Raw genomic sequence first — 23,929 nt, 5'->3', positions numbered from 1 at the left:
CCGGCTCGGCGCGGCCTTGGCGGCGGCGAGCGCCTTCACCCCGCCGATCGTCCCCAAGAAGGGGCAGTTCCCCAGGCCGCCGGGCAGCCTGAGGATCGCACCGAAGATCTAGTTGATCTTCAGACCGCGGATGGGTTTGCCGCCGACGTTGTGGCGCACCAGTTCGTCGACCTGTCCGAAGATGTTGTCGTCGCCGTCCTTGTTGTTTTCCTTGAGCTTGACCACGCCGACGACCAGGGGGCCGCCCTGCGGACCGCGCGCCTGGTAGCCGACGACGCCCCAGCCGCTCGGGGTCGGCTTGTCGCTCGCCAGCAGCAGCATGGCCTGGACGCCGTCGTCCTTCTTGCGGCGGGTGACCCGCTCGGTCTCGATCTTCTTGCCGTCGACCTCGACGTTGCGCGACACGCGAATCTCGGCGCCGTCGTCGTTGGCGTTGATGTCGGCCCCGCCGGCGCTGATCTTCGCGCCCGCGTCGTTGGCCTGGATGCTCACGCCGGGCAGGTTGATGTCGACATTCTCGCCTTCGACCTTGGCGCCTTCCTTGAGCGCCGCCTCGTCGGGGCCGGCCTTGGGCACCAGCGGCCGCAACTCGTTCTCGATGCTCTTCAGCGCGGCGCCGCTGTCGCGGTCGACGACCTGGACGATGCGCAGGGTCACTTCCGATCCGTCGGCCCTGTACTCGCAGGACTGGCCGTCCGGCGCGACGCTGGTCCGGGTGAGCGCGCCCTGCTTCTCGGGGCAGTCCAGCTTGGTGACCGTCTTCAGCGCGTGCTCGGCGCGTTGACGGGCGGCGTCGGGGTGATCGCAGGCCGCCAGGGCGAGCGTGGCGCAGCTCGCGGCGAGCAGGGCGATGTAGTTCATGGAGCGATCCCTCTCATGCTCTCTTGCATTGCAAGGGTGCTGCCGTCGACGAACGGGGTCCAGTGAAATCGCGGTAAGGGAAAGGACGGCGCCAGAACGGTGTGGAGTAGAGGATCGCCGCTGCTGCGCTTCATCCGGCGATAGGCGGCCAGGGTCAGGCCGGTCAGGTCGTGGAAGTCCCGCGCGAGGTGGGCGTCGTCAGTGAACTCCAGCCGGACGTCGCCGTCCGCGGCCGGTCCCCAGGGCGCGGGATGGACGGTCCGCAGCACCCGCTGGAGCCGGGAGACGCGAAGCCAGGTCTTGGGCGGCCAGCCGGCCTGCCGGGTGAAGCGGCCATGCAGGGCGCGGGGACCGACGCCGACCAACCGGGACAGCGCCGTCACCGGGCCGCGCAGCCGGTGCTCGGCGATGCCGTCGACGAGGCGGCAGGTTTCCTCGGCCGCCGTCCCGATCGAGACGTCAGCCAGCCAGCGGCAGGCGAGCGCCGTCCGCGCCTCGAAGGTGGCGGCGTCGCGAAGGCGGGCGATCCAAGACCGGCTGGCTTCAGACGCGACGGCTTCGAGATCCAGCCGTCGGTCGACGAGCTCGGACAACGGGGCGCCGGCCACGGCCCGGGCCCCGCGGGCGGTCAGAATCGCCACGAAAACGTGCAATCGGCCCTGCGAGCGGCCGAGGCGCGTCCGACTTGCTGGTCCCCAGAGGCCGGCCCGAGGCGCGATCTCGCTCGTTTCCGGAGCGGCGGGGTCGCGGACGACATAGTCGGCGTCGAGCATGAACTGCGCCAGGGCATGATGCAGGGGAAGCTCCAGCGCGGTTTCGTCGCGCCCGACGTCCCGTCGTTCCAGAAACCCTACCGCAAGGGACCGGATGGACGCCGGCGCCGGCTGGTAGCGCAGGGACAGTCCGCTCACGTCCGATCCTTCCCTGGAAGGCGCCGATTTCTACAAGCCCGCAGCCAGGGCGCGCATTAGCCTGCAGCGAGCTTGGAGACTGTGGATGAGAAGGTCCATCGCGATCTTGGTGGTTCTGCTGGGCGGCGCGATGTCGACCGGGGTGTTGGCGGAGGGCCTGACGGACTACGCGATCGGCGTGCAGCCGGGCTGTATCGTCGGACGTTTCGACGCGAAGGCACCGCCGGTCTTCGAGGCCGCCGGCTATGCCGATCTCGACCGGCGTAGGCTCATCACGCCGCGAACCCAGTTCCTGCTCGCCTCGGCCTCGAAGCAATTCACGGCGCTCGCCGCCGTGCTGTTGGCCGAGAAGGGCAAGCTGAGGCTCGACGACCCGGCGCGGCGCTGGCTGCCCGAGATGGCCGGTGCGGTCGGCGACGCGACAATCGAGCAGCTGCTGCACCAGACCGCCGGCGTGCGGGATCACACGACGCTGCTGACCCTTTCCGGCGTTGAACGACTGGGCGCGGTCGACCGCCGCGCGACATTGGCGATGATGGCCCGGCTGCAAAGGACCAACTTCCTGCCAGGCAGCCGGGCGCAGTATTCGAATGGCAACTACCTGCTGCTGTCGGAGATCGTCGCCAGGGCGTCCGGCATGCCGTTCGAGCGATACCTCGACCAGGCGATCTTCCAGCCGCTGGGCATGGGCGACAGCTTCGCCCTGCCGGCGGTCTCGCGCCGGCCGGCCGAGATCGCGCACGGCTATCGGCCGTTGAGGGCGGGCGGGTTTGGCCTGGCCGACGACCGTCCCGCCACCAGCGGCTCCGGCGGCGTGGTCACCAGCATGCGGGACCTGGCTCGGTTCGACCGGGACTTCCACCTTGGCCGGACCGTCTGGCGACCGGCCGTAAGAGCCGCGATGCTGCGGCCGGGCCGCCTGGCCGGCGGCGAGACGGCTGTCCTGCCGGAATTCGGGACCCCCTACGGCGCCGGCCTGGGCCTGGAGACACGAGGCGACGATCTGCGGGTCTCGCACGACGGCGGGGCGGAAGGCTTCGTGGTGGAGTACGCGCGGCTGGTGAAGGCTCGGCGAGGCGCGGCGGCGCTCTGCAACCGCGTCGACGCGGATCCTTCGGCCTTGGTCGAGGCGGCGCTGCCCGCGGCACAGCCCGCCGCAGCCTCCGCGACCGCCGCGCCGTCGACATCGCCTGCGCTTCCGCCGACGCCGTTTACCGACCTGGCCGTGATCGCCGGCCGTTACCGCTCGGCGGAGCTGGACGCGACCTACGTCTTCCGTCCGAAGGGGGAGGGTTTCGAGGTGGAGATCACATCGCCGCTGACCCCGAGTCCGATCATCGACAGCTGGGGCGCGTTGAAACGCCATGGCCCGGCCGAGTTTGGCACGGGCCCGATCCGCGTGGTTTACGAAACCGCCAATGGCCGCGCGACCCGGCTGACGCTGCGCTTCGGCCGCCGGGTCGAGGGGCTGGTCTTCGACCGGGTCGAAGACCGCTAGAGGGCGCTACTGGCCCGGACGGGCGCCGGAGCCTTCGCGACGGGCCAGGAAGGCTAGGCGCTCGAACAGATGGACGTCCTGCTCGTTCTTCAGCAGGGCGCCGTGCAGGGGCGGGATCAGCTTGGTCGGATCCTTTTCCTTCAGGATCGCCTCGTCGATGTCCTCGACCATCAGCAGCTTCAGCCAGTCCAGAAGCTCGCTGGTCGACGGCTTCTTCTTCAGGCCGGGCACCTTGCGCATGTCGTAGAATATGCGCAGCGCCTCGGCGACGAGCTTCTGCTTGATGCCCGGGTAGTGGACGTCGACGATCGACTGCATCGTCTCGGCTTCCGGGAAGCGGATGTAGTGGAAGAAGCAGCGGCGCAGGAAGGCGTCCGGCAGCTCCTTCTCGTTGTTCGAGGTGATGATGATCACCGGTCGAACCTGGGCCTTGATCGTCTCGCCGGTCTCGTAGACGAAGAACTCCATGCGATCGAGCTCCTGCAGGAGGTCGTTCGGGAACTCGATGTCGGCCTTGTCGATCTCGTCGATGAGCAGAACCGGACGGACGTCGCTGGTGAACGCCTCCCAGAGCTTGCCCTTCTTGATGTAGTTGGTGACGTCCTTGACGCGCTCGTCGCCGAGCTGGCTGTCGCGCAGGCGGGTGACGGCGTCGTACTCGTAGAGGCCCTGGCTGGCCTTGGTGGTCGACTTGATGTGCCAGGTGATCAGCGGCGCGCCCAGGGCCTTGGCGACCTCCTCGGCCAGCACGGTCTTGCCGGTGCCGGGCTCGCCCTTGATCAGCAGCGGGCGCTGCAGGGCGATCGCCGCGTTGACCGCGACCTTCAAGTCGTCGGTGGCGACGTAGTTGTCGGTGCCTTCGAAGCGCTGGCTCATGTCTTCCCCTGGTCCGTCCGGCGTCGGCCGGTTTCGAACAAACGTTTCATTCCGGGCCAGACTAGAGCGCAGCGCGCGACATTCAAGCGGGTTTCGTCGGGTCAGCCGGTTCGCGGAGCAGCGCCGAGGGCGTGTCGCTGGCCGGGAAGGTGTCGTCCAACTCCTTGTCCAGCAGTTCGTCGGCGGCGATCTTCTCGGGATCCGGCGGGACTTCGGTCTTGGGCATGACGAACCTCCTGACGGCTCCAAAGGTAGGCGCGAAGCGACCGGGCCTCAACAACGCAGGAGGGCGGACTCAGTCCGCCCCGGGGTTGATCGACACCGGGTCGCTGGCGGGGAAAGTCTCCTTGAGGCCCTTGTCGAGCTGACGGTCGACATGCGGATCGGCGCTCTTTCCGGTGTCGCGCCTGGGCGGCTTAGGCTTGGTGGGGGTCTTGGCGGGCTTGGCTTGCGAGCTCATGACGGCTCCAGGAAGACGAGGCGCGAGCGCCCCTGCGGTCCTGCAGTCAACCCGCCACGGCGGCCTTCGTTCCGGCCGGGAAGGCCTGGGCTAGCGCCTCGGCGACCTCGGCCATCACCGGTTCCCAGGCTCCGACCGAAGGGGGAATGAAGACCCGCGCTTGCGGATACCAGGGCAGGCGGTCGGTTCCCAGGCGGGTCCAGGACTTCGGTGTGGAGATCGACCAGAGCGGGGCGCCGCAGGCTCCGGCGATGCTGCTGGTGGCGTTGGCCGGGCCCACGACGAGGTCCATCGCGCAGCAGAGGGCGGCGACGTCGTCGAGATCCTTCTTCAGGTCGATGCCGGGCGGGTTCCAGATCTCGATCCCGAGGTCGCGACGGGCGGCGGCCAGTTCCTCGGCGCAGTCGCCGTACTGCAGGTTCACGAAAGTCACGCCCGGCGTCGCGAGCACCGGCTTCCACTGCTCGAACGGCGAGAAGAAGCGATGGCGGGCCCCGTTCTTGATCAAGCTCTTCCATAGCAGGCCGACCTTCGGACCGGGCAGGCTCCCAAGCAGGCGGCGCCAATGCGCGACCCGTGCAGGATCGGGGGTCAGGTAGCCGGCCCGTTCGGGGAAGGCGTCGGCCGAGGCGCGGAAACGCCGAAGCATAGTGCCCATGGGGGCGTAGAGGTCGATCCCGTCCTGTTCGTCGAGGAACGGCGCGTTGCGGACGGTCTTGCCGCCGACGTTCCAGGTGGCGTGGGCGCCGACCTTGGCTGTCGGGAAGCTGCGCTGGAACAGGTCGACCAGGCGGGGCTCGACCGCGATCAGCAGTCTGCCGTCCGGTCCAAGGGCCTCGATCAAGTCCGGGATCAGGTTGGCGAACATCACTTCGTCGCCCAGGCCCTGTTCGCCGACCAACAGCAGCGAACGACCCGCAAGGTCGTCGCCGGGGCTCCAGCGCGGGGCGTCGACGCCGAACAGAGTGACATCCGCGAAGGCGGGATCTAGCCGCGCCTCGTACTCGTCCCAGCCTTCCGCCACTCGGCCGAGGCCGATCAGGATGCTGGAGCGGGCGAGGCGCATCATCAGCCGCTCCTCGTCGATCATCGGAGCGGCCATGGCGGCGTCGCAGTCGGCGAGAGCCAGATCGAGACGGCCGCTCAGATAGTGGGTGTTGCCCCGGTTGTAGCGCGCCTTCGCATTGCCTTCGTCCAGGCGCAGCGCCTCGTCGAAGAAGGTCATCGCGGTCTCGAGGTCGCCCTGCTCGGACACCACCGAGCCCAGGGTGTTCCAGAGGATGGTGTTGGCGGGGTGAACCTGGATCGTCGGCCGCAGGATCTCGATCGCCTCTTCGAAGCGACCCTGGTCGCGCACCACGCAGGCGAGGTTGTTGGCCGCCTCATGGGCGGCCGGGTTGTGGCGCAGATAGTGGGTGAACAGCTTTTCGGCCGTCTCCTTCATGCCCATGCGATAGGCGAGGCGGCCCAGATCGTTGGCGACCTCGGCATGGTTCGGGATCAGCTTGAGGGCCGACTCGTAGCATTTGATCGATGAGGCGAAGTCGCCGGCGCGCTCCCGGGCGATGGCCAGCAGATACCAGGCGAAGCCGTTGGTCTCGTCCGCCTCGAGCGCCTGGATGGCCAGGGCGCCGCCGGTCTGGAAGTCATCCTTCTGCAAGGCCGCGGCGCTGCGTTCGAGCAGCGGCTGAATGGCCATCGCCTTCAGCTCCGCGATGCCGGCGCGCAGTCGGTCCAAGGCCTCGCGCGAGCCGGATTGGCCGACCGCCGGCGCCGTCATGCGCGGCTGCGCGGCGATCGGCGCGGAGGCGACGAGGGCGGCGGTCGAGGCGTCGGATCGGGCGGCGGGCCGGGCGACGGGTTGGCGCGGCATGGCGCGACTCTCTTCAGGCTTCGGTACGGTGCAGGGCGCAGCCCTTCGTTCGCGCGATTATGCTTAACCGCCCCTTAAGGCGGGGTGGATGAACAGGAGTGTTGAAACATCCCGTTAACCATGCGGATTTAGCGTTCCTTCAACCGGGCGGGCGAGATTCCACGGAACAGAGGGTTCCGCGTTCGCGCGCCTATGAACCTGGAGTCCGACGTCGTGCCGTTGAAACTGTCGCTGAAGCCGGGCGAGAAGTTCGTCCTGAACGGCGCCGTCGTCCAGAACGGCGACCGTCGCGGCGTGCTGGTCCTGCAGAACAAGGCCTCCGTCCTTCGCGAGAAGGACATCATGCAGCAGGAAGAGGCGACCACGCCGGCGCGCCACATCTACTTCCCGGTCATGATGATGTACCTCGATGAGCCCGGGGCCATGCGGTACTATGACGAGTTCGTGCGCCGGCTCAGCGAGTTCATGGGCGTCATCCGCAATCCCGACGTGCTCGCGGATTGCGTCGCCATCTCCAAGCACGCCATGGCCAAGGAGTACTACAAGGCCCTGATGCTGTGCCGGAAGCTTATCGAGTACGAAGACGAAAGGTTGGGGAATGTCGCTGCAGGCGTACCAGCAGGCCGCGGCGCGGAGTGAAAATCCGCGCGACGCGGAGTACCGCCTGTTCGGCCAGGTGACCCGCGCGCTGCTCGATGCCGCCGCCAAGCCCCCGGGGGATATCCAGGGGCGGATCCATGCGCTCGACTGGAATCGGCGCCTGTGGTCGACGCTTGCCACCGACTGCGCCGATTCCTCCAATGTGCTGCCCGACGCGCTGCGGGCGCAGATCATCTCGCTCAGCCTCTGGGTCAGCCGGCACACCAGCGCCGTGATCCGCAAGGAAGAGAGCATCGACGACCTGATCGAGATCAACAAGATCATGATGCAGGGGCTCTCCGGCCAGTCCGAGGCGGCCTGACGGCGCCCGGTCGGCGACCCGGTCGATCCTGACCGGCAATTTGTTCCGCGCGGTCGCTCGCGCCTAGGCGCGTCCTTCGGGGCGCGCCTTTCTCGTTTCCGAAAACCGCATGGAATCAGCGCCTTCCAGGTCGGCGTAACGGCGCTCCGCTGGCCCGGCGCTTGCGAGGCCTCGCGCGGGCGAGAAACGCCCAGCTGGCAAAAGCCGGAACACTCCCCGACCAGAATGGAAGGACCAACCGATGATCGCCAATTCGGTGAACACGAACGTGGGCGCGATGATCGCGCTCCAAAACCTCAACGCGACCAACACGGAGCTCACGACAACTCAAGGACGGATCAACACCGGCAAGAAGGTGGCTTCGGCGAAGGACAACGGCGCTATCTGGGCGATCGCTCAGAACCAGCGCGCCACGTCGCAGTCGCTCAATGCGGTGAAAGAGTCTCTGGATCGCGGGAAGTCGACCATCGACGTCGCCATCGCGGCCGGGGAGTCCGTTTCAGACCTGCTGTTGCAGATGAAGGAGAAGGCCCTGGCGGCGTCGGATACGACGCTCGACACGGCGGCGCGGTCTGCGCTCAACGAAGACTTCAAGGCCCTGCGTGACCAGATCACCAAGGCTGTGACGAACGCCGAGTTCAATGGGGCCAACCTCATCAAGACCGGCGCCACCGCCCAGGCCTCCCTGGCCAACGCGGATGGGTCTTCGAAGCTGACCGTCGCTCCCGAAGTGCTCGCCCTGGCGGGGGGCATCGTGACTGTGACTGCCACCGGCACGATCGGCACGGCGACCGCCGCCACGGCGATGATCACCACGGTCGGGAACTCCATCACCAACACCAGCGCCGCGCTCGCGCGCCTCGGCACCAAGGCCAAAGCGTTCGAGATGCACATCACCTTCGTCGGCAAGCTGCAGGACAGCCTCGACGCCGGTGTCGGCAATCTGGTCGATGCGGATCTCGCGAAGGAAAGCGCCAAGCTTCAGGCTCTGCAGACCAAGCAGCAGCTCGGAGTCCAGGCCCTCTCGATCGCGAACTCGTCGACGCAGACCTTGATGTCGCTGTTCCGGTAGGCCGCGAAGCCGGGCGAAGGTTGACCTCTTCGCCCGGCAGCCTTTTCCCATGCCTTGATGGGAAGGGTTTGCCCACCATGCCCGCTGCTCGGCAAAAATTGCCGAGCCGAGTCACCCTTAACGCACATATAACGTAGGTTTTTCAGGGGCTTATGCCGCCCTGTGCCCGGCCCTGGAGTGGCCCGGCGATTGCTTCCTACCAGGACGGGCAAAACGCCCCCGGCCGTCAAAATGACGCCGGACACCTGAAAGGGACCTATCGTCATGGCGCTGAACAGCGTTAACACGAACTCGGGCGCGCTCGTCGCCCTGCAGAACCTGAACGCCACCAACAGTGAACTGAACAACGTTCAAGGCCGCATCAACACCGGCAAGAAGGTTGCTTCGGCCAAGGACAACGGCGCCATCTGGGCCATCGCCCAGAACCAGCGCGGCACGTCCCAGGCTCTGAACGCCGTCAAGGACTCGCTCCAGCGCGGCCAATCCACCATCGACGTCGCGATCGCCGCCGGCGAGACCGTTTCCGATCTGCTGCTGCAGATGAAGGAAAAGGTCCTGGCCGCCTCGGACACGACGCTCGACACCGCGGCCCGCACGGCTCTGAACGAAGACTTCAAGGCCCTGCGCGACCAGATCGCCAAGTCGGTCACCAACGCCGACTTCAACGGCGCCAACATGATCAAGGCTTCGGGCAACACCATCACGGCCCTGGCCAACGCCGACGGCACCTCGAAGATCACGGTCGCGGCCCAGTCGCTCGCTCTGGGCGGCTCCAATGTGACCGTGGCCGCCGCGGCCTCGTTCAACTCGGCGACCTCGGCCGCCGCGCTGATCACCACCGTCGGCACCTCGATCACCAACGTCGGCGCGGCCCTGGCCAAGCTCGGCACCGGCGCCAAGGCGCTGGAAATGCACCTGACCTTCGTCGGCAAGCTGCAAGACAGCCTGGACGCCGGCGTGGGCAACCTGGTGGATGCCGACCTGGCGAAGGAAAGCGCCCGACTGCAGGCCCTGCAAACCAAGCAACAGCTCGGCGTGCAGGCTCTGTCGATCGCCAACTCGTCGACCTCGTCCCTGCTGGGCCTGTTCCGGTAAGGCGTCTCGCGGAGGCGGGCGGCTCCGGCCGCTCGCCTCCCGTCGCGGCGGCGGAGGCGTTCGCGTCTCCGCGGTTCGCGCCCTCAGAGGAACGCCGCGCCAGAACGGCCGGCGTCTGGAGAGATGAAGAACATCGCACCTACGTCGTCGATCGCCGGACAGGGAGCCTTCCAGCTTCCGACGCCCGGCCGCGCCGCCGAGGTCGCGCGTCCCGCCGAGGCGAAGACTCCGCAAGCCGCGGATCTGCGCCTGGTGATCGAGGAGGACGAGGCCAGCGGGGCCATCGTCTACAAGACCCTCGACCGCCGCACCGGCGAAGTCGTGCGTCAGCTCCCCCGCGAGGAGGTGCTGCGGCTCAAGGATCAGCCGACCTACGAACCCGGCGAGATCGCCGACACCCGGAGCTGACCGCTCCGCATAGCGGCCCGCGCCGCATCGGGCTTCCGCCCGCTACGCCGACGCCCGGAAGGGCGGCGGTAATCATGGTTTATACGCGTTAACCATACGAACACTTTCTCCCGCCAGCTTCTCCTGTGGGGCGGCTGGGTGAGTCGCCAAGTTGCGAAGCGCCTTGCGAGGAGAAACCCATGGCGATCAGCGTCCACACGAACCAGTCAGCGCTGCTCGCGCTGCAGAATCTGAACAAGACCAACGATCAGCTCGCCGGCGCGCAGAACCGCATCAGCACCGGCCTGAAGATCTCTGGTCCCAAGGACAACGCGTCCGTCTGGGGCATCGCCCAGGCGCAGCGGGCCGACGTCGGCGCGCTGGGCGCGGTGAAGATGAGCCTCGACCGGGCGCAATCGATCGCCGACGTGGCGATGTCCGCCGGCGAGACGGTCTCCGACCTGCTGCTGCAGATGAAGGAGAAGGTCACCGCGGCGATGGACCCGTCGCTCGACACCGTGGCCCGCACCGCGCTCGATTCGGACTACAAGGCGCTGCTTCGCCAGATTCAGCAGGTCGTGAACGACGCTGAGTTCGACGGCGCCAACATCCTGGACAATTCGCTGGGCGCGGGGATCCGCTTCCTGGCCAACGCCGACGCCAACTCCTACGTGACGCTGTCGGCCAAGAACATGAATCTGGGCAACACGCTGATCTCGATGACGGCGACCTCGTCGATCACGAGCGCGACGCTGGCCACGGCCATCTCCACGCAACTGGGCACGTCGATCTCGCGCGTGAACCAGGCGCTCGGCGACCTGGGCGCCCAGGCGCGGCAGATCGAGACCCACAACAAGTTCGTCACCAAGCTGACCGACGTCCTGAACTCGGGGATCGGCAACCTCGTCGACGCCGACCTGGCCAAGGAAAGCGCGCGACTGCAGGCCCTGCAGGTCCAGCAGCAGTTGGGCGCCCAGGCGCTGTCGATCGCCAACGCCGCGCCGCAGATCGTCCTGTCGCTCTTCAAGGGCTGATCGGGCGTCACATTGGCGCCTTAGTGGTGGTGCTCTCGAAGGGGGCGGAGCGTCAGAATGATCGAGTTGCGGGATCTTCTTCCCGAGGACGAGGAGCGCCTGTTCCTCTGGCGCAGCGAGCCGGAGGTCGCGCGCTGGATGTCCGACGCCGAGGTGTCGGATCGCGAGGCGCATCGCGCCTGGTTCGATCAACTGGCGAGCGACCCCGACATGCGCGGCTGGATGATCCAGCGCGGCGGGCGGCCGTCCGGCCTGCTGACCCTGACCGGGCTGACCGGGCATCATCGGCGAGCCGGCTGGAACTGGTTTGTCGGCGACAGCGACGCTCGGGGGCGGGGCGTTGGCCGCGCCGCCCAGGTGCTGGGCCTCGACCGCGCTTTCGGCGACCTCAAGCTGCACAAGGTCTGGGCGGAGGTCATGGCGGACAACGACGCCGCCTTGAAGGTCATGACCGGCGCCGGCTTCCAGCGCGAGGGCTATCTGCGCGGCCACGTTCTGAAGGACGCGGCGCCGCGTGACGTGGTCATGCTCGGCATCCTCTCGGAGGAGTGGGCCGAGCTCGCGCCGACCGCCCGACGGGGTCTTTCGCAGGCGGGGCTCATCGCCGCCTAGTCATCCATCTTAACACCCTGTCAGCCCTTGTCCGGCAAGGTGTCGCGCGCGGGAAGCCCGCAACGGGAAAGCGATGGCCGTCAACTTCGACAGCAGCGTCCTGCTTGGGTTCTACCAGGCGCGGTCCGGTCTCTCCGGGCTGGGCGCCGGCGCGACTCCGCCCAAGGGCGGAACGGTCGGGGCCGACGGCAAGGTCAAGTACGCTCCGACGCCCCCCTGGGACACCAAGTCGACCGCGGCCAAGGCCAGCGAACTGGTCAAGGCGGCGCTGGCCGGCAAGCGCTTCATCAATGAGGACGGCGCTCAGCTCGACCTGCCGGGCGCGAGCGTCGACTACAAGAAGCTGTTCTCGCTCTACCAGGGTCTGAACGCTCTGAACGGCGTCGCCGAGCGGGCCAACGCCAAGGGCGTCTCGGCGACCGAGAAGGCCCGGCTGGCCGCGGTGTTCGCCAAGGGCATGGCCGAGATCACCGGCTACGTCGACAAGCTCAAGCTCGAGGACATGCGGATCACCCGCGGCGACACGATGCTGAGCAACAAGTCCGCGGTCGGCGTTCCGCGGACGATCAACAGCTACAAGACCGGAACCCTGCACACGGGCGCCCAGACCGATCCGGTCGCGGCCTTCCAGGGCGACGTGAAGTTCACCATGTCGATCAAGCGGGGCAAGGCCACGCACGACATCGAGATCGACCTGAGTCAGATGACCGGCCCGCGCACGATGGGCGGGGTGTCGTCGTTCATCAACGAGAAGCTCCAGGCGGCCGGCCTGCAGACCCGCTTCAGCGTCGAACGGACGCCGGGCACGCCGCGCGAGGTCAAGGTGGGGGGCAGCACCGTCAAGCTGCCGGCCCTGGCCGACAACTACAACTTCAAGATCAGCGGCGACTCGACCGAACAGGTGACCTTCTCGGCGACCGGCGGCCAGCCGGCGGTCTACGTCACCACCTACGCCGGCGATCCTGACCCCGACAAGAACAGCAAGACCGAGGACGGCAAGTTCGAGACCGGCCTGATCAAGCTGAACGGTTCGGTCGTCGGCGCCGAAGGCTCGCGAATCTCGTCCTCGACCCTGGAGGGGACGATCTCGAAGGTGCGGGCCAGCAAGACCGGCCCGGACGGCTCTCTCTACGTGCTCGCCGACGTGGCCACCTCGGTCGACGGCCAGACGGTGAAGGGCGAGAAGGACGTCGCCGTCCTGCGCTACGACAGCACCGGCAAGCTGATGTACGCCCGCACGCTGGGCGCTGCGGACCAGGCCACGGGCCTGGCGATGAGCATCGCCGACGACGGCCGCGTCGCTATCGCGGGCAGCGTCACCGGCGGTCTGAACGGCGCGACCAACGGCCCGATCAACTCCGACGCCAAGAGCGGCAAGAGCGACAGCTTCGTCACCGTCTTCGACGCCGCCGGCGACGAGATGTGGACCCAGCGCCGCGGCGCGCTGGCGGAGGACGAGGCGACCCAGGTGGCCTTTGGGCCTGGCGGGGTGGTTTATGTCGCCGGCCGCACCAAGTCGGGTCTGCCCGGCGCGACCGGCGGCATGTCGGGCAAGTGGGACAGCTACCTGACGGCGGTGGCCCCGGACGCCAAGGGCGTTCCCAAGACGCTGTTCACCACCCAGTTCGGCACCGCCGGCGACGACAGCATCAGCGGCATCGTCGTCAACGGGAGCACCGTGACCGTGGCCGGAACGGAGAGCGGTCGCGGCGTGCTGCGCAGTTTCAATGTCGAGCCGACCACCACCACGGTCGTCCGCACCGACAACAACGGCGCCACCAACGTGACGACCACCACGACCACCGGCGGGACCTCGAACTCCACCTCGGTCGACTACGGCGCGCACAATGGCGGGACCGATCCGGCCAAGGTGACGACCACGACCTACAGCTCGGCGGCGACGGTCACGGCCGGCGGCGTCCGCGACCTGGGCGACCTGATGGGCGGGACCATCGCCGGCCTGGGCCTGGACAACGGTCAGCTGGTGATCGCCGGCTCGACCCGCAACGGCAGCCTCGGCGTCGGGGGCGGAACGGGCAGCGGTTACGCCGGCGGACTGGACGCCTTCGCTGCGCGGTTTTCTGCTGATCTGACGAACACTTCCAGCGACAAGCTCATGTATTTCGGCGGAACCGGGGACGATACCGTGTCGGCCATGACGGTGGCCGGCGGCAAGGTCTGGATCGCGGGCGGAGCCAGCAAGGACCAGCCGGGCGCGACGGCGATCTCCAAGAAGGACGGCTACCTGGCCAAGCTCGACCTGGGGGCGGGGACCTCGGAGGTCCAGCGGCTGACCGGCAAGGACGGCATGGCCACCGCGACCTCGATCGCCGTCGACGTCAGCGGCGCGACGGCGCTCGACAAGCTGGGCCTGCCCAAGGGGACGCTGCAGTACGCCGACTCCCAGAAGATCGTCGCCGCCAGCTCGGTGCGCGCGGGCGACAGCTTCCAGATCCGCACGGCGGAGGGCGGCAAGCTGGGCACGATCACCATCGCCGCTGACGACACGCTCCAGACCCTGGCGGACAAGATCAAGCGCATCGGCGGCTTCAAGGTGAAGGTCGAGGTGGTGACCGACGGCGAGTTCCGGCGGCTGAAGCTGACGCCGTCCTCGAACAGCGCCTCCGTCGAGGTCCTGCCGGGGAAGGGCGGGTCCGACGCCCTGGAAGCCCTTGGGCTGACGCCGGGCGTGGTGCGCAACACCGTCATCGACAAGAAGACCGGCAAGAGCGTCTCGGCCGACGGCGGCGGACCGGTCTTTGGAATCGGCTTGCCGGCCGATCTCGACCTGAAGAGCGAGACGGGGATCAAGGCCGCCATCGCCGCGCTCGCCAAGAGCATGACCAAGGTGCGCGACGCCTATCGCACGCTGGAGGCGGCGGCGAAGCCCGAGGTCAAGGCCCAGCCCGGCGCGGGCGGGGCGGCGCCGGCCTATCTGACCAACCAGATCGCCAATTATCAGGCGGCGCTCGATCGCCTCACCGGGGGCGGCTGATCTCGCGGACTTGAAAGCGTCAAGGACGCAGGTTAGCGGGATGACATGGACCTGCTGAAAGACCGCCGGATCGTGCTCGCCATCGGAGGCGGGGTCGCCCTGCTCCTGGGCGCCCTCATCGCCGTCTCGATCATGCGGGGCGACAAGGGTTCCGATAAGCCGCCGCCGGCCTCTCAGGGCGGTCTGGTGGTCGAGACCGGCCGCGACGACGACACCAAGCTGGACGCCTCCCGTCCGATCCGCTGTTTCGTGGCGGGCCAGTTCGTCGGCGAGGTGACCCTGGCCGACTGCGCCAAGCGCAATGGCGTCGCCACCGGCGCGCTGGACGTCGGCGTCGACGAGACCGGAGCTCTGGCCGCCGCCGACGTGGCCGGCACCATCCTGGCGCCGCTGCCGCCCAAGGAGGTCGTCGCGACGCCCGCGCCGGCCGTCGTCGAGCACACGGCGCCGACCGCCGCGCCGACCGCCGGCTCGGCCTGCCTGCGCTATGCGGGCGGGGCCTGGTCGACGGTAGGATCGATGGACCTCAACGGCTGCGTCCAGACCCTGTTCAGCGGCCAGTGCGAAAAGCGCGGCGGCGCGACCTACGGCCGCTGGGGCGAACAGACCCTGCGCCTGGTCAAGGACCGGGTCGAGATCTCGAACGACAATCGCCGGTTCCGCACCCTGGTCGACCAGGGCGCCAACTGCGCTATCCCGCCGGTGGGTTGAGCCGGTCCCCACGCCCGCATAGGCTCGCCCGCATGACCCTCCGGATCGCCGCCGTCACCGCCGTTCTCGCCGTCTCGGCCGTCGCGCTCGCCGCCTGCGGCAAGCCCACGCTCGAGGCGCCGCTGGATACCGGCGTCTGCTACCACGTGGGCACCAAGACCGACGGAACGCATCAGTTCAACGTCGTCGCCCGCAACATGCCCAACATCGAGAACTGCGCCGCGCAGCTCGAGGGCATGCGGCTGCGCTTCCTGCGCATGGGCGGCCAGACCCGCGAGATGGCCGGGGCCTATCAAGGCAGCTTCATCATGCTGCGCCGCGACGGCATCTACCGCGCCCAGAAGTGGGGCGGCACGGAGTATCTGATGCTGGTCCGTTCGGGCGACGGCCGCCTGATCATGCCGGGCGCCGTCCAGTAGGGACCGGCGCCGGCCTGTGGCGAGGTCCTTCAGGATTTCGCCACTTGCACACAGGAACATTGTGTGAACATGCTTCCGCCATTCGTTAACGCCCGCTAAACCTGCGGGTCAGATTCCGGCGCGGCCCGGAGGCCTGATCGTCAGGCCTCGAGAGCGGGCATCGGTCGCCGGGCGTGAGGAGAACCCCATGGCGGGCAGCGTCAACAAGGTCATTCTGGTCGGCAACCTGGGCGCCGATCCCGAAATCCGCACCCTGAACTCCGGCGACCGGGTCGCCAATCTGCGGCTGGCCACCTCCGAGACCTGGCGCGACCGCGCCTCGGGCGAGCGCAAGGAGCGCACCGAGTGGCACCGGGTGGTCATCTTCAACGACAACCTGGTCAAGGTCGCCGAGCAGTACCTGAAGAAGGGCTCGACGGTTTACATCGAGGGGGCCCTGCAGACCCGCAAGTGGACCGACCAATCGGGCCAGGAGAAGTACTCGACCGAGATCGTGCTGCAGAAGTTCCGCGGCGAGCTGACCATGCTGGGCGGCCGCGGCGACGGCGGCGGCGCGATGCGCGACGACGGCGACTTCGGCGGCGGCTACTCGGGCGGCGGCGGTTCGTTCGGCGGCTCCAGCGGCGGCGGTCGCAGCCAGCCGTCCGGCCCGCGTGAGAACTTCTCGGCGGACCTGGACGACGAGATCCCGTTCTAAGCACGAGACGCGAAGGCCGTTGGACGGTCCTTGGCGACCGTCCGGTCGATCGGGGGAATGGTTCTGCGCCTGCTGTTTGCGTGTCTGCTGTTCGTCTGCGGGGTCTCCACGGCGCCCGTGCAGGCCTCGTCGCGTCCCGAGCGCGTCCCGGTGGAGTATGAGCTCGCGCCGGTGCTGCGGGACGGCAGGCTGGAGGCGCTCAAGGTCGCCCTGTCGTTCCGGGGGGACCTGGACGGCGAGACCCTGGTCCTCCTCCCGACGGGCGGGGTCGCCGACGGCGAGCGCGCGCCCTATCTCGAGGCCATCGCGATCGACGGCGGCGAGGCGGCGGCCGACGCTCCCGGCGCGGTCACGGTTCGGCACGCCGCGGGCGCCCCGATCACGGTCTCGTATCGGGTGATCAGCGGCTACGACAGGGTTCCCGACGGCCAGCCGTTCCGACCGCTGCTGCAGTCGGACTGGTTCGCCGGCCATGGCGACGCCGTGCTCGCGCGTCCGGCCGGGCGCGCGGCGACCCCCGTCGTCCTTCGCTGGACCGCCCTGCCGCCGGAATGGATCGGCGTCTCGAATGTCGGGCAGGGCGCCACGGTCTCCGCCGTGGAGGACGCCTTCCTGCTCGGCGGCAAGGGCTGGCGGCTGGCGAAGGCCAGGAGGGCGGACGCCGGGCTGGACCTCTACTACCGCGAGGCAGGCTGGCGGATGTCGCCTGCCCTTGCGACCGATCTGATGCTCAGCGTGTTCGCGGCCGACTTCGCCTATTGGGGCGACCGACCGCAACGGATGTTCGTGCCGGTGCTGCAGTTGTCCGGCGGCGACTTCGGGGGACGCGGACTGGCCGGCGGGTTCCTGGTCGTCGCCGGGGCGGACGCGGACCTGCGCGATTTCCGACGCATCTTCGCTCACGAGCACGTCCATGCCTGGATTTCCCGTCAGCTCGGCGGCTTTCCCGAGACCGAGGACAACCTGTCGGCCTGGTTCAACGAGGGATTCACGGAGGCGGTCGCGGCCCGCGCCCTGCTGCGGGCGCGTCTTTGGACGCTTGAGGACTTCGCCGCCGACCTGAACGAGTCGCTGCTGCGCTACGGCCTCTCGCCGGTCGCCGAGGCGCCGAACCGGGTCATCCAGGAAAGGCGCGGCAGCGATTTCGACGTCGGCAAGCTGCCCTACGACCGGGGGCGACTGTTGGCGATCCTGTGGGACCGTCGTCTTCGCGCGGCGTCGAAGGGGCGGATCGGCCTCGACGCCGTGCTGCGCACGCAGCGGTCGATGGCGCGCGCGAACGAGGTCGCGGGCCGCCGCATCCCGGCCAACGAGCTGTTTCCTCTGGCGGTCCTGAAGGCCGGCGGCGAGGATCTGCGGTCGGACATCGTCGCCCATGTCGAGGCGGGACGGCGGATCGAGCTGCCCGCCGACCTGTTCGCCCGTTGTGGCCGGATCGTCTGGACCGAGCAGCCGGTCTTCGAGCGAGGGTTCGATCTGGAGGCCACTTTCCGCAATGGCCGTCGGATTGTCGGCCTTGTCCCGGACGGACCCGCCGCGCGGGCCGGGTTGAAGGACGGCGACCGCATCCGGATCAGCGAGATCCCATCCCGCGACAGCCAGACGCCGCTGACCTACCGCGTGGTCGAGCCGGACAGCTCCCAACGCGTGGTGACCTACCGGCCGGAGGGCAGGGCGCGCGTGCGCTTCCAGAGGTTCGAGCTTCGCTCAGACATGGACCCCGAGGACCGCGAAGGCTGTCGTCGGCTGCTGTCCGGCCTCGCTTGAACCCAGCCGGCTGGTCGCGCTCGCGGGCGGCTTCAAGCGCGCTCAAGATCGGCTAGTGTCGGATCGAGTCCGAGAGCAGGCCGCGGGGAGGGGCCGGAGCATGGGTAGGGTCCGGCTGGCGTTGTTCTGCGTCGCGTTGCTCGGCATGGCGACCGCCTGCGCCGCCCAGGAGGGGCCGCCGTCCCGGGCCGAGCTCGACGCGATCGTCGCCGCCAACGCCCGGGAGCACGGCATTCCGGCGCAAGCCGTCGTGGTCACGCACAACGGCCGGACGATCTACGAGGGCTATGCCGGGATGCGCCGGATCGACGGCGGCGGAGCGGTGACTCCGGACACGGTCTTCGGCGTCTTCTCGGTCAGCAAGCTGTTCGCCAGCGTCCTTCTCTTCCAGGAAGTCGAGGCCGGCCGGCTGGACCTCGACGCGCCGGCCGCGCGCTATGTCCAGACCCTGCCGCCGGCCTGGCGCGCCATCACGGTCCGCCAGTTCCTGGACCATGTGTCGGGCGCGCCGGAATACTTCGATCCGGCCGATCTCTCCAGGCCATTCCCCTCGACCCGCGAGGCCGCGCTTGCGGCCCTGGACGGCAAGCCGCTGGTCGAGCCCGCCGACACGAAGACGCGCTACACCCAGACCAACTATCTGGTTCTCGCCGCCGTTCTCGAAGCGGTGACGGGCAAGTCCTACGGCGACCTGGTTCGGGAGCGGATCGTCGACACGCTCGGGCTCAAGAACGTCTGGCTCGGCCGCCAAGGCGTCCCGGACGACCGATTGGCCGCCGACTATCAGGGCGAGAACGGACGGATCGCGCCTGCGCCGCCCATCGCCTGGCCGGTCTACGCCCAATCCCACGCCGACGGCTATGCGACGGCCGCCGATCTGGCCGTCTTCCTCGACGCCCTCGCCGCCGGGCGTCTGGTCCCGCCCGCCAGGCTCGTGGAGCTCTGGCGCCCGCACGCCTTCGCCAACGGGAACACCGGCTTTTTCGCGAGCGGCTGGGACTACGGCGAGGCCGGCGCCTGGCGCGAGGTCGGCCACGACGGCGCCGCCAAGCTGCGGGTGCGGCTGCTGTTCAAGGGCGACCTGAGCGAACGCTACGTCATCGTCTATCTGGCCAATGGCAGCGCGGACGGCGTCTGGTCGCGCAAGCTGGTCGACAGCATCCAGGAGCGGTTGCCGCTCGATCAGGAGCGCGCGCCTTAGGGCGGCCCTCGCCGACCACGCCGCCCTTGTCGGGGACCGCCTTCAGCGCGGCGTCGGGCTTGTCGTGCGACTGAGGCGGCCGCCGGACGCGCCTGCTCGCAGTCGGTAACCTGGTTTGACCGACGCGGGTCTTTCGCTCGATCCCCGCCTCGTGCGAAGAGCGCCGGGTGACCGCTTCCCCCGCCTCCCGGACGCCTTTCGCCCCCATCGAATGGGCCGCCATCGCGGTCATCATCCTGGTCTGGGGGATCAACAACGCCGCCGCCAAGGTGGCGACCGGCGCCCTGCCGCCGCTGCTGGTCGGAGGCCTGCGCTTCGGCATCGCCCTGCTGGTGCTGTGGCCGTTCCTGAGGCCGCCGTTCCCGCCGCTTCGGCAGGTGCTGCCGATCATCCTGATGATCGGCCCACTGCATTTTGGCCTGATCTACTGGGGCTTCTCGATGATCGAGAACCTGAGTCCGATGGTGGTCGCCCTCCAGCTCTGGATCCCGATGACCGCCTTCTTCGCCTGGCGGGTCCTGGGGGAGACCATGACACGATCAGCCCTGGCGGGGATGATCATCGCCTTCCTGGGCGTGGCCTGGATGAGCCTGGACCCGAAAGGGGCCGGCGACCTGCCCGGGATCGCTATCGGCCTGCTGGCGAGCGCCCTGTGGGCCCTGGGGACGGTGTTCGTGCGCCGGATGCCGGGCGTGCCGCCGCTGAAGATGCAGGCGATGACCTCGGTCGTCGCTGCGCCGATCCTGCTGGGCGCCTCGTTCGCCTTCGAGGGCGACGTGGTCGGGGCGATGGCCGACGCGAGCTGGCTGGTCTGGGGCACGGTGCTGTTCGCGGCCCTGGCCTCGACCGTCGGCGCGACGGCGCTGCTGTTCTGGCTGGTGCAGAGGCGGGAAGCGGGGCGCGTGACGCCATGGTTCCTGCTGACGCCGCTGGTCTCCTGCGGCCTGGGCATCGGGCTGATGGGCGACCATATGACCCTCAACCTGGCCCTTGGAGGCGGAGCGACCCTGGTCGGCGTCGCCCTGGTCGCCCTGTCGGAGCGACGAGCGGCCGCCGCTGCGGCCGCCCGTAGCCGGGTCGATCCTACTTGATCACGCCCCTCACTTGATCACGCCACAGGCGACGCGGTCGCCGGCGCCGCCGATCGGCTGGCTCGCGTAGTCGTCCGCCTTGGCGTGGATGACGATGGCCGAACCGTCGGCGTCCTTCAGGCTCGGGCGCGAGTGGGCTTCGCCCAGCTCCACGAAGGTCGAGAACACGTCGGCCTTGGCCACGCCGTCCGCGCCGGCCCAGATGTTGGGCAGGTCGCCCCCGTCATTGCTGCCTTCGGCCAGGAAGCCGTGGACCACGGGGGTGGCGTCATGGACATGGCCGCCGGCCGACTTGAAGTCGGCGCTGGAGCAGTCGGCCTTCTCGTGGAAGTGCAGCCCGTGCCAGCCCGGCGTCAGGCCCTTGGCCTCTACGCGCACCAGGACGCCCTTGGTCCCCTCGGTGACCACGGCCGTTCCCATGTCCTCGCCCTTGGGGCCCTTCAGGGCCACGGTCACCGAGGCCGGGGCGGCGAGGGCGGGCAGGGCGATGGCGGCGACGACAAAGGCCAAAGGAATCAAACGCATGATGGCAGTCTCCTGGTAAGCGGCGAAACGGCGCCGAAAGGTGGCGTCCGGGGGTTCCAGATGTTAACTAGCAGACGGACGTTTTGTGTCCGATTCTGATAGCAAAATCCCGCACTTGACCGACGAAAACACGACCCCTCCGGAAGACGGACGGCGCGGGGCGGTAGCCCCCATCGCCATCGAGGACGAGCTGAAGCGCAGCTATCTCGACTACGCCATGAGCGTGATCGTGAGCCGGGCGCTTCCCGACGTGCGTGACGGTCTCAAGCCCGTGCACCGGCGCATCTTCTACTCGATGCACGACCTGAACATGACGCCCGACCGCGCCTACTCGAAGTCGGCGCGCGTGGTCGGCGACGTTCTGGGCCGGTTCCACCCGCACGGCGACCAGTCGGTCTATTTCGCCATGGCGCGGATGGCGCAAGACTTCTCGATGAACCTGATCCTGATCGACGGTCAGGGGAACTTCGGTTCGGTCGACGGGGATCTGCCGGCGGCCATGCGTTACACCGAGGCGCGCATGGCGCACCCGGCGATGGCGCTGCTGGCGGACATCGACAAGGACACCGTCGACTTCCAGGAAAACTACGACGGCAAGGAAGAAGAGCCGACCGTCCTGCCTGCGCGGATTCCGAACCTGCTGGTCAACGGCGCCGGCGGCATCGCCGTCGGCATGGCGACCAACATCCCGCCGCACAACCTCGGCGAAGTCGTCGACGCCTGCCTGGCCTACGTCGACAACCCCGAGATCGGGACGGACGAACTGCTGGACATCGTCCCCGGCCCCGACTTCCCGACCGGCGGCGAGATCCTGGGCCGCACGGCGGCGCGCAACGCCCTGATGACCGGCCGCGGTTCGGTGCTGATCCGCGGGGTCGCCTCGGTCGAGGAGATCCGCAAGGATCGCGAGGCGATCATCGTCACGGCCATCCCGTTCCAGGTGAACAAGGCCAGCCTGGTCGAGCACATCGCCGAACTGGTGCGCGACAAGAAGGTCGAGGGCGTCTCCGACATCCGCGACGAGAGCGACCGCCAAGGCATGCGCATCGTCGTCGAGCTGAAGCGCGACGCCCAGGGCGACGTGGTCCTGAACCAGCTCTACCGCTTCACCGCCCTGCAGAGCAGCTTCGGCTACAACATGCTGGCGCTGAACCGCGGCCGGCCCCAGCAGATGGGGCTGCGCGAGATGGTCGGCGCCTTCATCGACTTCCGCGAGGAAGTGGTCGTCCGCCGGACCAAGTTCGAGCTGAACAAGGCGCGCGACCGCGGCCATGTGTTGGTCGGCCTGGCGATCGCCGTCGCCAACATCGACGAGTTCATCCACATCATCCGCAGTTCGGCCGACCCCTCGGAGGCGCGAGAGCGGCTCTGCGCGCGGGACTGGCCGACCGGCGACATGATGCCCCTGATCGAGCTGATCGCCGATCCGCGCACCGTCATCACCAACGGCGACCAGGTGCGGCTGTCGGACGAGCAGGCTCGCGCCATCCTGGCCCTGACCCTGTCCCGCCTGACGGGCCTCGGCCGCGACGAGATCATGGAAGAGGCCAGCGCCCTGGCCGGCACGATCGCCGGCCTGCTGGAGCTGCTCAGCGACCGCGCCAACATTATGGCCGTCGTTCGCGAGGAGCTGGTCGAGGTGCGCGAGCGCTTCGCCATTCCGCGCCGCACCCAGTTCGTGGAAGGCGCCGGCGACCTCGAGGACGAGGATCTGATCCCGCGCGAGGACATGGTCATCACCGTGACCCATGGCGGCTACGTCAAGCGGACCCCGCTGGCGGCCTACCGCTCGCAGCGTCACGGCGGCAAGGGCCGCTCGGGCATGTCGACCAAGGACGAGGATGCGGTCACGCGCGTCTTCTCGGCCTCGACCCATGCGCCGGTCCTGTTCTTCACCTCTGGCGGCAAGGTCTATCGCCTGAAGGTCTGGCGCCTGCCGGTCGGCACCCCGACCTCGCGCGGCAAGGCCTTCGTGAACCTGCTGCCGATCGAGCAGGGCGAGAGCATCACCTCGATCCTGCCGCTGCCGGAGGACGAGGCGACCTGGAGCAACCTGGACGTCATGTTCGCCACTCGCTCGGGGAACGTGCGCCGCAACAAGCTCAGCGACTTCGCCCAGATCAACCGCAACGGCAAGATCGCCATGAAGCTGGATGAGGGCGACAGCATCATCGGCGTCGGCCTCTGCACGCCCGCTAACGACGTGCTGCTGACCACGGCCCTGGGCCGGGCGATCCGGTTCGAGGTCGGCGAGGTCCGGGTCTTCGCCGGACGCGACTCCACCGGCGTGCGCGGCATTCGCCTGGCCGAAGGCGATCAGGCCCTGTCGATGGCCATCCTGCACGGCGTCGACGCCACCCCGGCCGAACGCGCCTCTTATCTCAAGTACGAGCGCGCGCGCCTGCGGGCCGAAAGCGCCGAGGGCGAGGAGGAGGCTTCCGCCGCCCCCGCCGACGACGAGGAAGAGGCCGGCGACGCCGAGCTCACGCCGGAACGCATCGCCGAACTGCAGGCGCAGGAGGAGGTCATCCTCACCCTGTCGTCCGAAGGCATCGGCAAGCGCACCAGCGCCTATGACTTCCGCCGCACAGGCCGGGGCGGCCAGGGCCTGCTGGCCCAGGACCTGACCCGCAAGGGCGGCCGTCTGGTCGCCAGCTTCCCGGTCGAGGTCGCCGACGAGCTGCTGCTGGTCACCGACGCGGGGCAGCTGATCCGCTGCCCGGTGAGCGGAATCCGCCTCGCCGCGCGCAACACCCAGGGCGTCATCGTCTTCCGCACGGCGCAGGATGAGCATGTCGTGAGCGTGGAAAGGCTTGAAGCTTCGGCCGAAAGCGGCGACGAAAGCGACGACGAAGGGAGCGAGGAGACTCCCGAAACCTAGGT

The 23,929-nt window shown here is 68.6% G+C and carries 23 protein-coding genes; 16 read left to right on the top strand and 7 right to left on the bottom strand.

The genetic code is table 11. From position 1 onward, the window contains the following. Positions 1-108: 108 nt before the first annotated feature. Together CSW64_RS14095 and CSW64_RS14090 are read right to left on the bottom strand one after the other, a co-directional pair. The gene (locus CSW64_RS14095) at positions 109-861 is read right to left on the bottom strand and encodes a hypothetical protein (RefSeq protein ID WP_099622709.1); all 753 of its coding nucleotides are present in this window, start codon (positions 859-861) and stop codon (positions 109-111) included. Beyond that, positions 858-1,772, bottom strand: coding sequence for an AraC family transcriptional regulator (locus CSW64_RS14090; protein ID WP_099622708.1), 915 nt, complete (start codon positions 1,770-1,772; stop codon positions 858-860). The genes CSW64_RS14095 and CSW64_RS14090 overlap by 4 nt, the downstream gene beginning before the upstream one ends. Positions 1,773-1,857: 85 nt before the next feature. On the opposite strand from CSW64_RS14090, the gene CSW64_RS14085 reads away from it, so the two are divergent. Further along, the gene (locus CSW64_RS14085; protein ID WP_099622707.1) at positions 1,858-3,270 is read left to right on the top strand and encodes a serine hydrolase domain-containing protein; all 1,413 of its coding nucleotides are present in this window, start codon (positions 1,858-1,860) and stop codon (positions 3,268-3,270) included. A gap of 6 nt (positions 3,271-3,276) precedes the next feature. On the opposite strand, the gene CSW64_RS14080 is transcribed toward CSW64_RS14085, so the two are convergent. The 4 genes from CSW64_RS14080 to CSW64_RS14075 form a co-directional block, all read right to left on the bottom strand. Continuing rightward, complete coding sequence (locus CSW64_RS14080) at positions 3,277-4,146, bottom strand: AAA family ATPase (RefSeq protein WP_099622706.1); 870 nt, start codon at positions 4,144-4,146, stop codon at positions 3,277-3,279. An 82-nt stretch (positions 4,147-4,228) separates the two neighbouring features. Further along, the gene (locus CSW64_RS22050) at positions 4,229-4,372 is read right to left on the bottom strand and encodes a hypothetical protein (RefSeq protein ID WP_172448567.1); all 144 of its coding nucleotides are present in this window, start codon (positions 4,370-4,372) and stop codon (positions 4,229-4,231) included. Positions 4,373-4,441: 69 nt separating this feature from the next. Then, positions 4,442-4,606, bottom strand: coding sequence for a hypothetical protein (locus tag CSW64_RS22045; protein WP_172448566.1), 165 nt, complete (start codon positions 4,604-4,606; stop codon positions 4,442-4,444). 46 nt (positions 4,607-4,652) lie between these two features. After that, positions 4,653-6,479, bottom strand: coding sequence for a tetratricopeptide repeat protein (locus CSW64_RS14075; RefSeq protein ID WP_099622705.1), 1,827 nt, complete (start codon positions 6,477-6,479; stop codon positions 4,653-4,655). A gap of 213 nt (positions 6,480-6,692) precedes the next feature. Here CSW64_RS14075 and flbT point away from each other — a divergent pair, with 213 nt between their 5' ends. From flbT to CSW64_RS14005, 14 genes are all read left to right on the top strand, one after another. After that, positions 6,693-7,118, top strand: coding sequence for a flagellar biosynthesis repressor FlbT (gene flbT, locus CSW64_RS14070; RefSeq protein WP_099624257.1), 426 nt, complete (start codon positions 6,693-6,695; stop codon positions 7,116-7,118). Next, a complete protein-coding gene (gene flaF / locus CSW64_RS14065; protein ID WP_099622704.1) occupies positions 7,078-7,440 on the top strand; it encodes a flagellar biosynthesis regulator FlaF in 363 nt (120 codons plus the stop codon). Before flbT ends, flaF begins: the two co-directional genes overlap by 41 nt. 241 nt (positions 7,441-7,681) lie before the next feature. Continuing rightward, positions 7,682-8,512, top strand: a complete 831-nt coding sequence (locus tag CSW64_RS14060; RefSeq protein ID WP_099622703.1) for a flagellin — start codon at positions 7,682-7,684, stop codon at positions 8,510-8,512. 264 nt (positions 8,513-8,776) lie between these two features. After that, a complete protein-coding gene (locus CSW64_RS14055; protein ID WP_099622702.1) occupies positions 8,777-9,607 on the top strand; it encodes a flagellin in 831 nt (276 codons plus the stop codon). Between the two features lie 123 nt (positions 9,608-9,730). After that, positions 9,731-10,015, top strand: coding sequence for a flagellar protein FlaG (locus CSW64_RS14050; RefSeq protein ID WP_150131417.1), 285 nt, complete (start codon positions 9,731-9,733; stop codon positions 10,013-10,015). Positions 10,016-10,194: 179 nt separating this feature from the next. Beyond that, complete coding sequence (locus CSW64_RS14045; RefSeq protein ID WP_099622701.1) at positions 10,195-11,028, top strand: flagellin; 834 nt, start codon at positions 10,195-10,197, stop codon at positions 11,026-11,028. Between the two features lie 57 nt (positions 11,029-11,085). Next, on the top strand, positions 11,086-11,640 hold the full coding sequence (gene pseH, locus CSW64_RS14040) for a UDP-4-amino-4,6-dideoxy-N-acetyl-beta-L-altrosamine N-acetyltransferase (RefSeq protein ID WP_099622700.1): 555 nt from the start codon (positions 11,086-11,088) through the stop codon (positions 11,638-11,640). A gap of 73 nt (positions 11,641-11,713) precedes the next feature. Then, positions 11,714-14,635: a hypothetical protein gene (locus CSW64_RS14035; RefSeq protein ID WP_099622699.1), complete on the top strand. Its 2,922-nt coding sequence runs from the start codon at positions 11,714-11,716 to the stop codon at positions 14,633-14,635. 45 nt (positions 14,636-14,680) lie between these two features. After that, positions 14,681-15,346 carry a hypothetical protein gene (locus CSW64_RS14030; RefSeq protein ID WP_099622698.1) on the top strand — a complete coding sequence of 222 codons (666 nt, stop codon included), beginning with the start codon at positions 14,681-14,683 and terminating at the stop codon, positions 15,344-15,346. Positions 15,347-15,378: 32 nt separating this feature from the next. Continuing rightward, positions 15,379-15,765, top strand: coding sequence for a hypothetical protein (locus CSW64_RS14025; RefSeq protein WP_099622697.1), 387 nt, complete (start codon positions 15,379-15,381; stop codon positions 15,763-15,765). 187 nt (positions 15,766-15,952) lie between these two features. Further along, entirely contained in the window at positions 15,953-16,462 is a 510-nt protein-coding gene (locus CSW64_RS14020) for a single-stranded DNA-binding protein (protein ID WP_099622696.1), read from the top strand. A gap of 57 nt (positions 16,463-16,519) precedes the next feature. Then, the gene (locus CSW64_RS14015; RefSeq protein ID WP_099622695.1) at positions 16,520-18,229 is read left to right on the top strand and encodes a M61 metallopeptidase family protein; all 1,710 of its coding nucleotides are present in this window, start codon (positions 16,520-16,522) and stop codon (positions 18,227-18,229) included. A 100-nt stretch (positions 18,230-18,329) separates the two neighbouring features. Beyond that, positions 18,330-19,430 (top strand): serine hydrolase domain-containing protein, encoded by a 1,101-nt coding sequence (locus tag CSW64_RS14010; RefSeq protein ID WP_099622694.1) that lies wholly within the window; start codon positions 18,330-18,332, stop codon positions 19,428-19,430. Between the two features lie 167 nt (positions 19,431-19,597). Further along, on the top strand, positions 19,598-20,521 hold the full coding sequence (locus CSW64_RS14005) for a DMT family transporter (RefSeq protein ID WP_099622693.1): 924 nt from the start codon (positions 19,598-19,600) through the stop codon (positions 20,519-20,521). 9 nt (positions 20,522-20,530) lie between these two features. Here CSW64_RS14005 and CSW64_RS14000 read toward each other — a convergent pair whose 3' ends face one another. Next, on the bottom strand, positions 20,531-21,046 hold the full coding sequence (locus CSW64_RS14000) for a superoxide dismutase family protein (RefSeq protein WP_099622692.1): 516 nt from the start codon (positions 21,044-21,046) through the stop codon (positions 20,531-20,533). Between the two features lie 115 nt (positions 21,047-21,161). On the opposite strand from CSW64_RS14000, the gene gyrA reads away from it, so the two are divergent. Beyond that, on the top strand, positions 21,162-23,927 hold the full coding sequence (gene gyrA / locus CSW64_RS13995; RefSeq protein ID WP_099622691.1) for a DNA gyrase subunit A: 2,766 nt from the start codon (positions 21,162-21,164) through the stop codon (positions 23,925-23,927). Positions 23,928-23,929: the final 2 nt, after the last annotated feature.

This window comes from Caulobacter mirabilis (assembly GCF_002749615.1).
Classification (GTDB): domain Bacteria; phylum Pseudomonadota; class Alphaproteobacteria; order Caulobacterales; family Caulobacteraceae; genus Caulobacter; species Caulobacter mirabilis.
The sequence above is the reverse complement of the archived record's forward strand: the minus strand, read 5'-3'. Positions and strand labels throughout refer to the sequence as shown.

Excerpts from the sequence above, each read along its gene's own strand:
- CSW64_RS14095 (WP_099622709.1), bottom strand. The coding sequence starts at position 861 with ATGAACTACATCGCCCTGCTCGCCGCGAGCTGCGCCACGCTCGCCCTG.
- CSW64_RS14085 (WP_099622707.1), top strand. The coding sequence starts at position 1,858 with ATGAGAAGGTCCATCGCGATCTTGGTGGTTCTGCTGGGCGGCGCGATG.
- CSW64_RS14080 (WP_099622706.1), bottom strand. The coding sequence starts at position 4,146 with ATGAGCCAGCGCTTCGAAGGCACCGACAACTACGTCGCCACCGACGAC.
- CSW64_RS22050 (WP_172448567.1), bottom strand. The coding sequence starts at position 4,372 with ATGCCCAAGACCGAAGTCCCGCCGGATCCCGAGAAGATCGCCGCCGAC.
- CSW64_RS22045 (WP_172448566.1), bottom strand. The coding sequence starts at position 4,606 with ATGAGCTCGCAAGCCAAGCCCGCCAAGACCCCCACCAAGCCTAAGCCG.
- CSW64_RS14075 (WP_099622705.1), bottom strand. The coding sequence starts at position 6,479 with ATGCCGCGCCAACCCGTCGCCCGGCCCGCCGCCCGATCCGACGCCTCG.
- flaF (WP_099622704.1), top strand. The coding sequence starts at position 7,078 with ATGTCGCTGCAGGCGTACCAGCAGGCCGCGGCGCGGAGTGAAAATCCG.
- CSW64_RS14060 (WP_099622703.1), top strand. The coding sequence starts at position 7,682 with ATGATCGCCAATTCGGTGAACACGAACGTGGGCGCGATGATCGCGCTC.
- CSW64_RS14055 (WP_099622702.1), top strand. The coding sequence starts at position 8,777 with ATGGCGCTGAACAGCGTTAACACGAACTCGGGCGCGCTCGTCGCCCTG.
- CSW64_RS14050 (WP_150131417.1), top strand. The coding sequence starts at position 9,731 with ATGAAGAACATCGCACCTACGTCGTCGATCGCCGGACAGGGAGCCTTC.
- CSW64_RS14045 (WP_099622701.1), top strand. The coding sequence starts at position 10,195 with ATGGCGATCAGCGTCCACACGAACCAGTCAGCGCTGCTCGCGCTGCAG.
- pseH (WP_099622700.1), top strand. The coding sequence starts at position 11,086 with ATGATCGAGTTGCGGGATCTTCTTCCCGAGGACGAGGAGCGCCTGTTC.
- CSW64_RS14035 (WP_099622699.1), top strand. The coding sequence starts at position 11,714 with ATGGCCGTCAACTTCGACAGCAGCGTCCTGCTTGGGTTCTACCAGGCG.
- CSW64_RS14030 (WP_099622698.1), top strand. The coding sequence starts at position 14,681 with ATGGACCTGCTGAAAGACCGCCGGATCGTGCTCGCCATCGGAGGCGGG.
- CSW64_RS14025 (WP_099622697.1), top strand. The coding sequence starts at position 15,379 with ATGACCCTCCGGATCGCCGCCGTCACCGCCGTTCTCGCCGTCTCGGCC.
- CSW64_RS14020 (WP_099622696.1), top strand. The coding sequence starts at position 15,953 with ATGGCGGGCAGCGTCAACAAGGTCATTCTGGTCGGCAACCTGGGCGCC.
- CSW64_RS14015 (WP_099622695.1), top strand. The coding sequence starts at position 16,520 with ATGGTTCTGCGCCTGCTGTTTGCGTGTCTGCTGTTCGTCTGCGGGGTC.
- CSW64_RS14010 (WP_099622694.1), top strand. The coding sequence starts at position 18,330 with ATGGGTAGGGTCCGGCTGGCGTTGTTCTGCGTCGCGTTGCTCGGCATG.
- CSW64_RS14000 (WP_099622692.1), bottom strand. The coding sequence starts at position 21,046 with ATGCGTTTGATTCCTTTGGCCTTTGTCGTCGCCGCCATCGCCCTGCCC.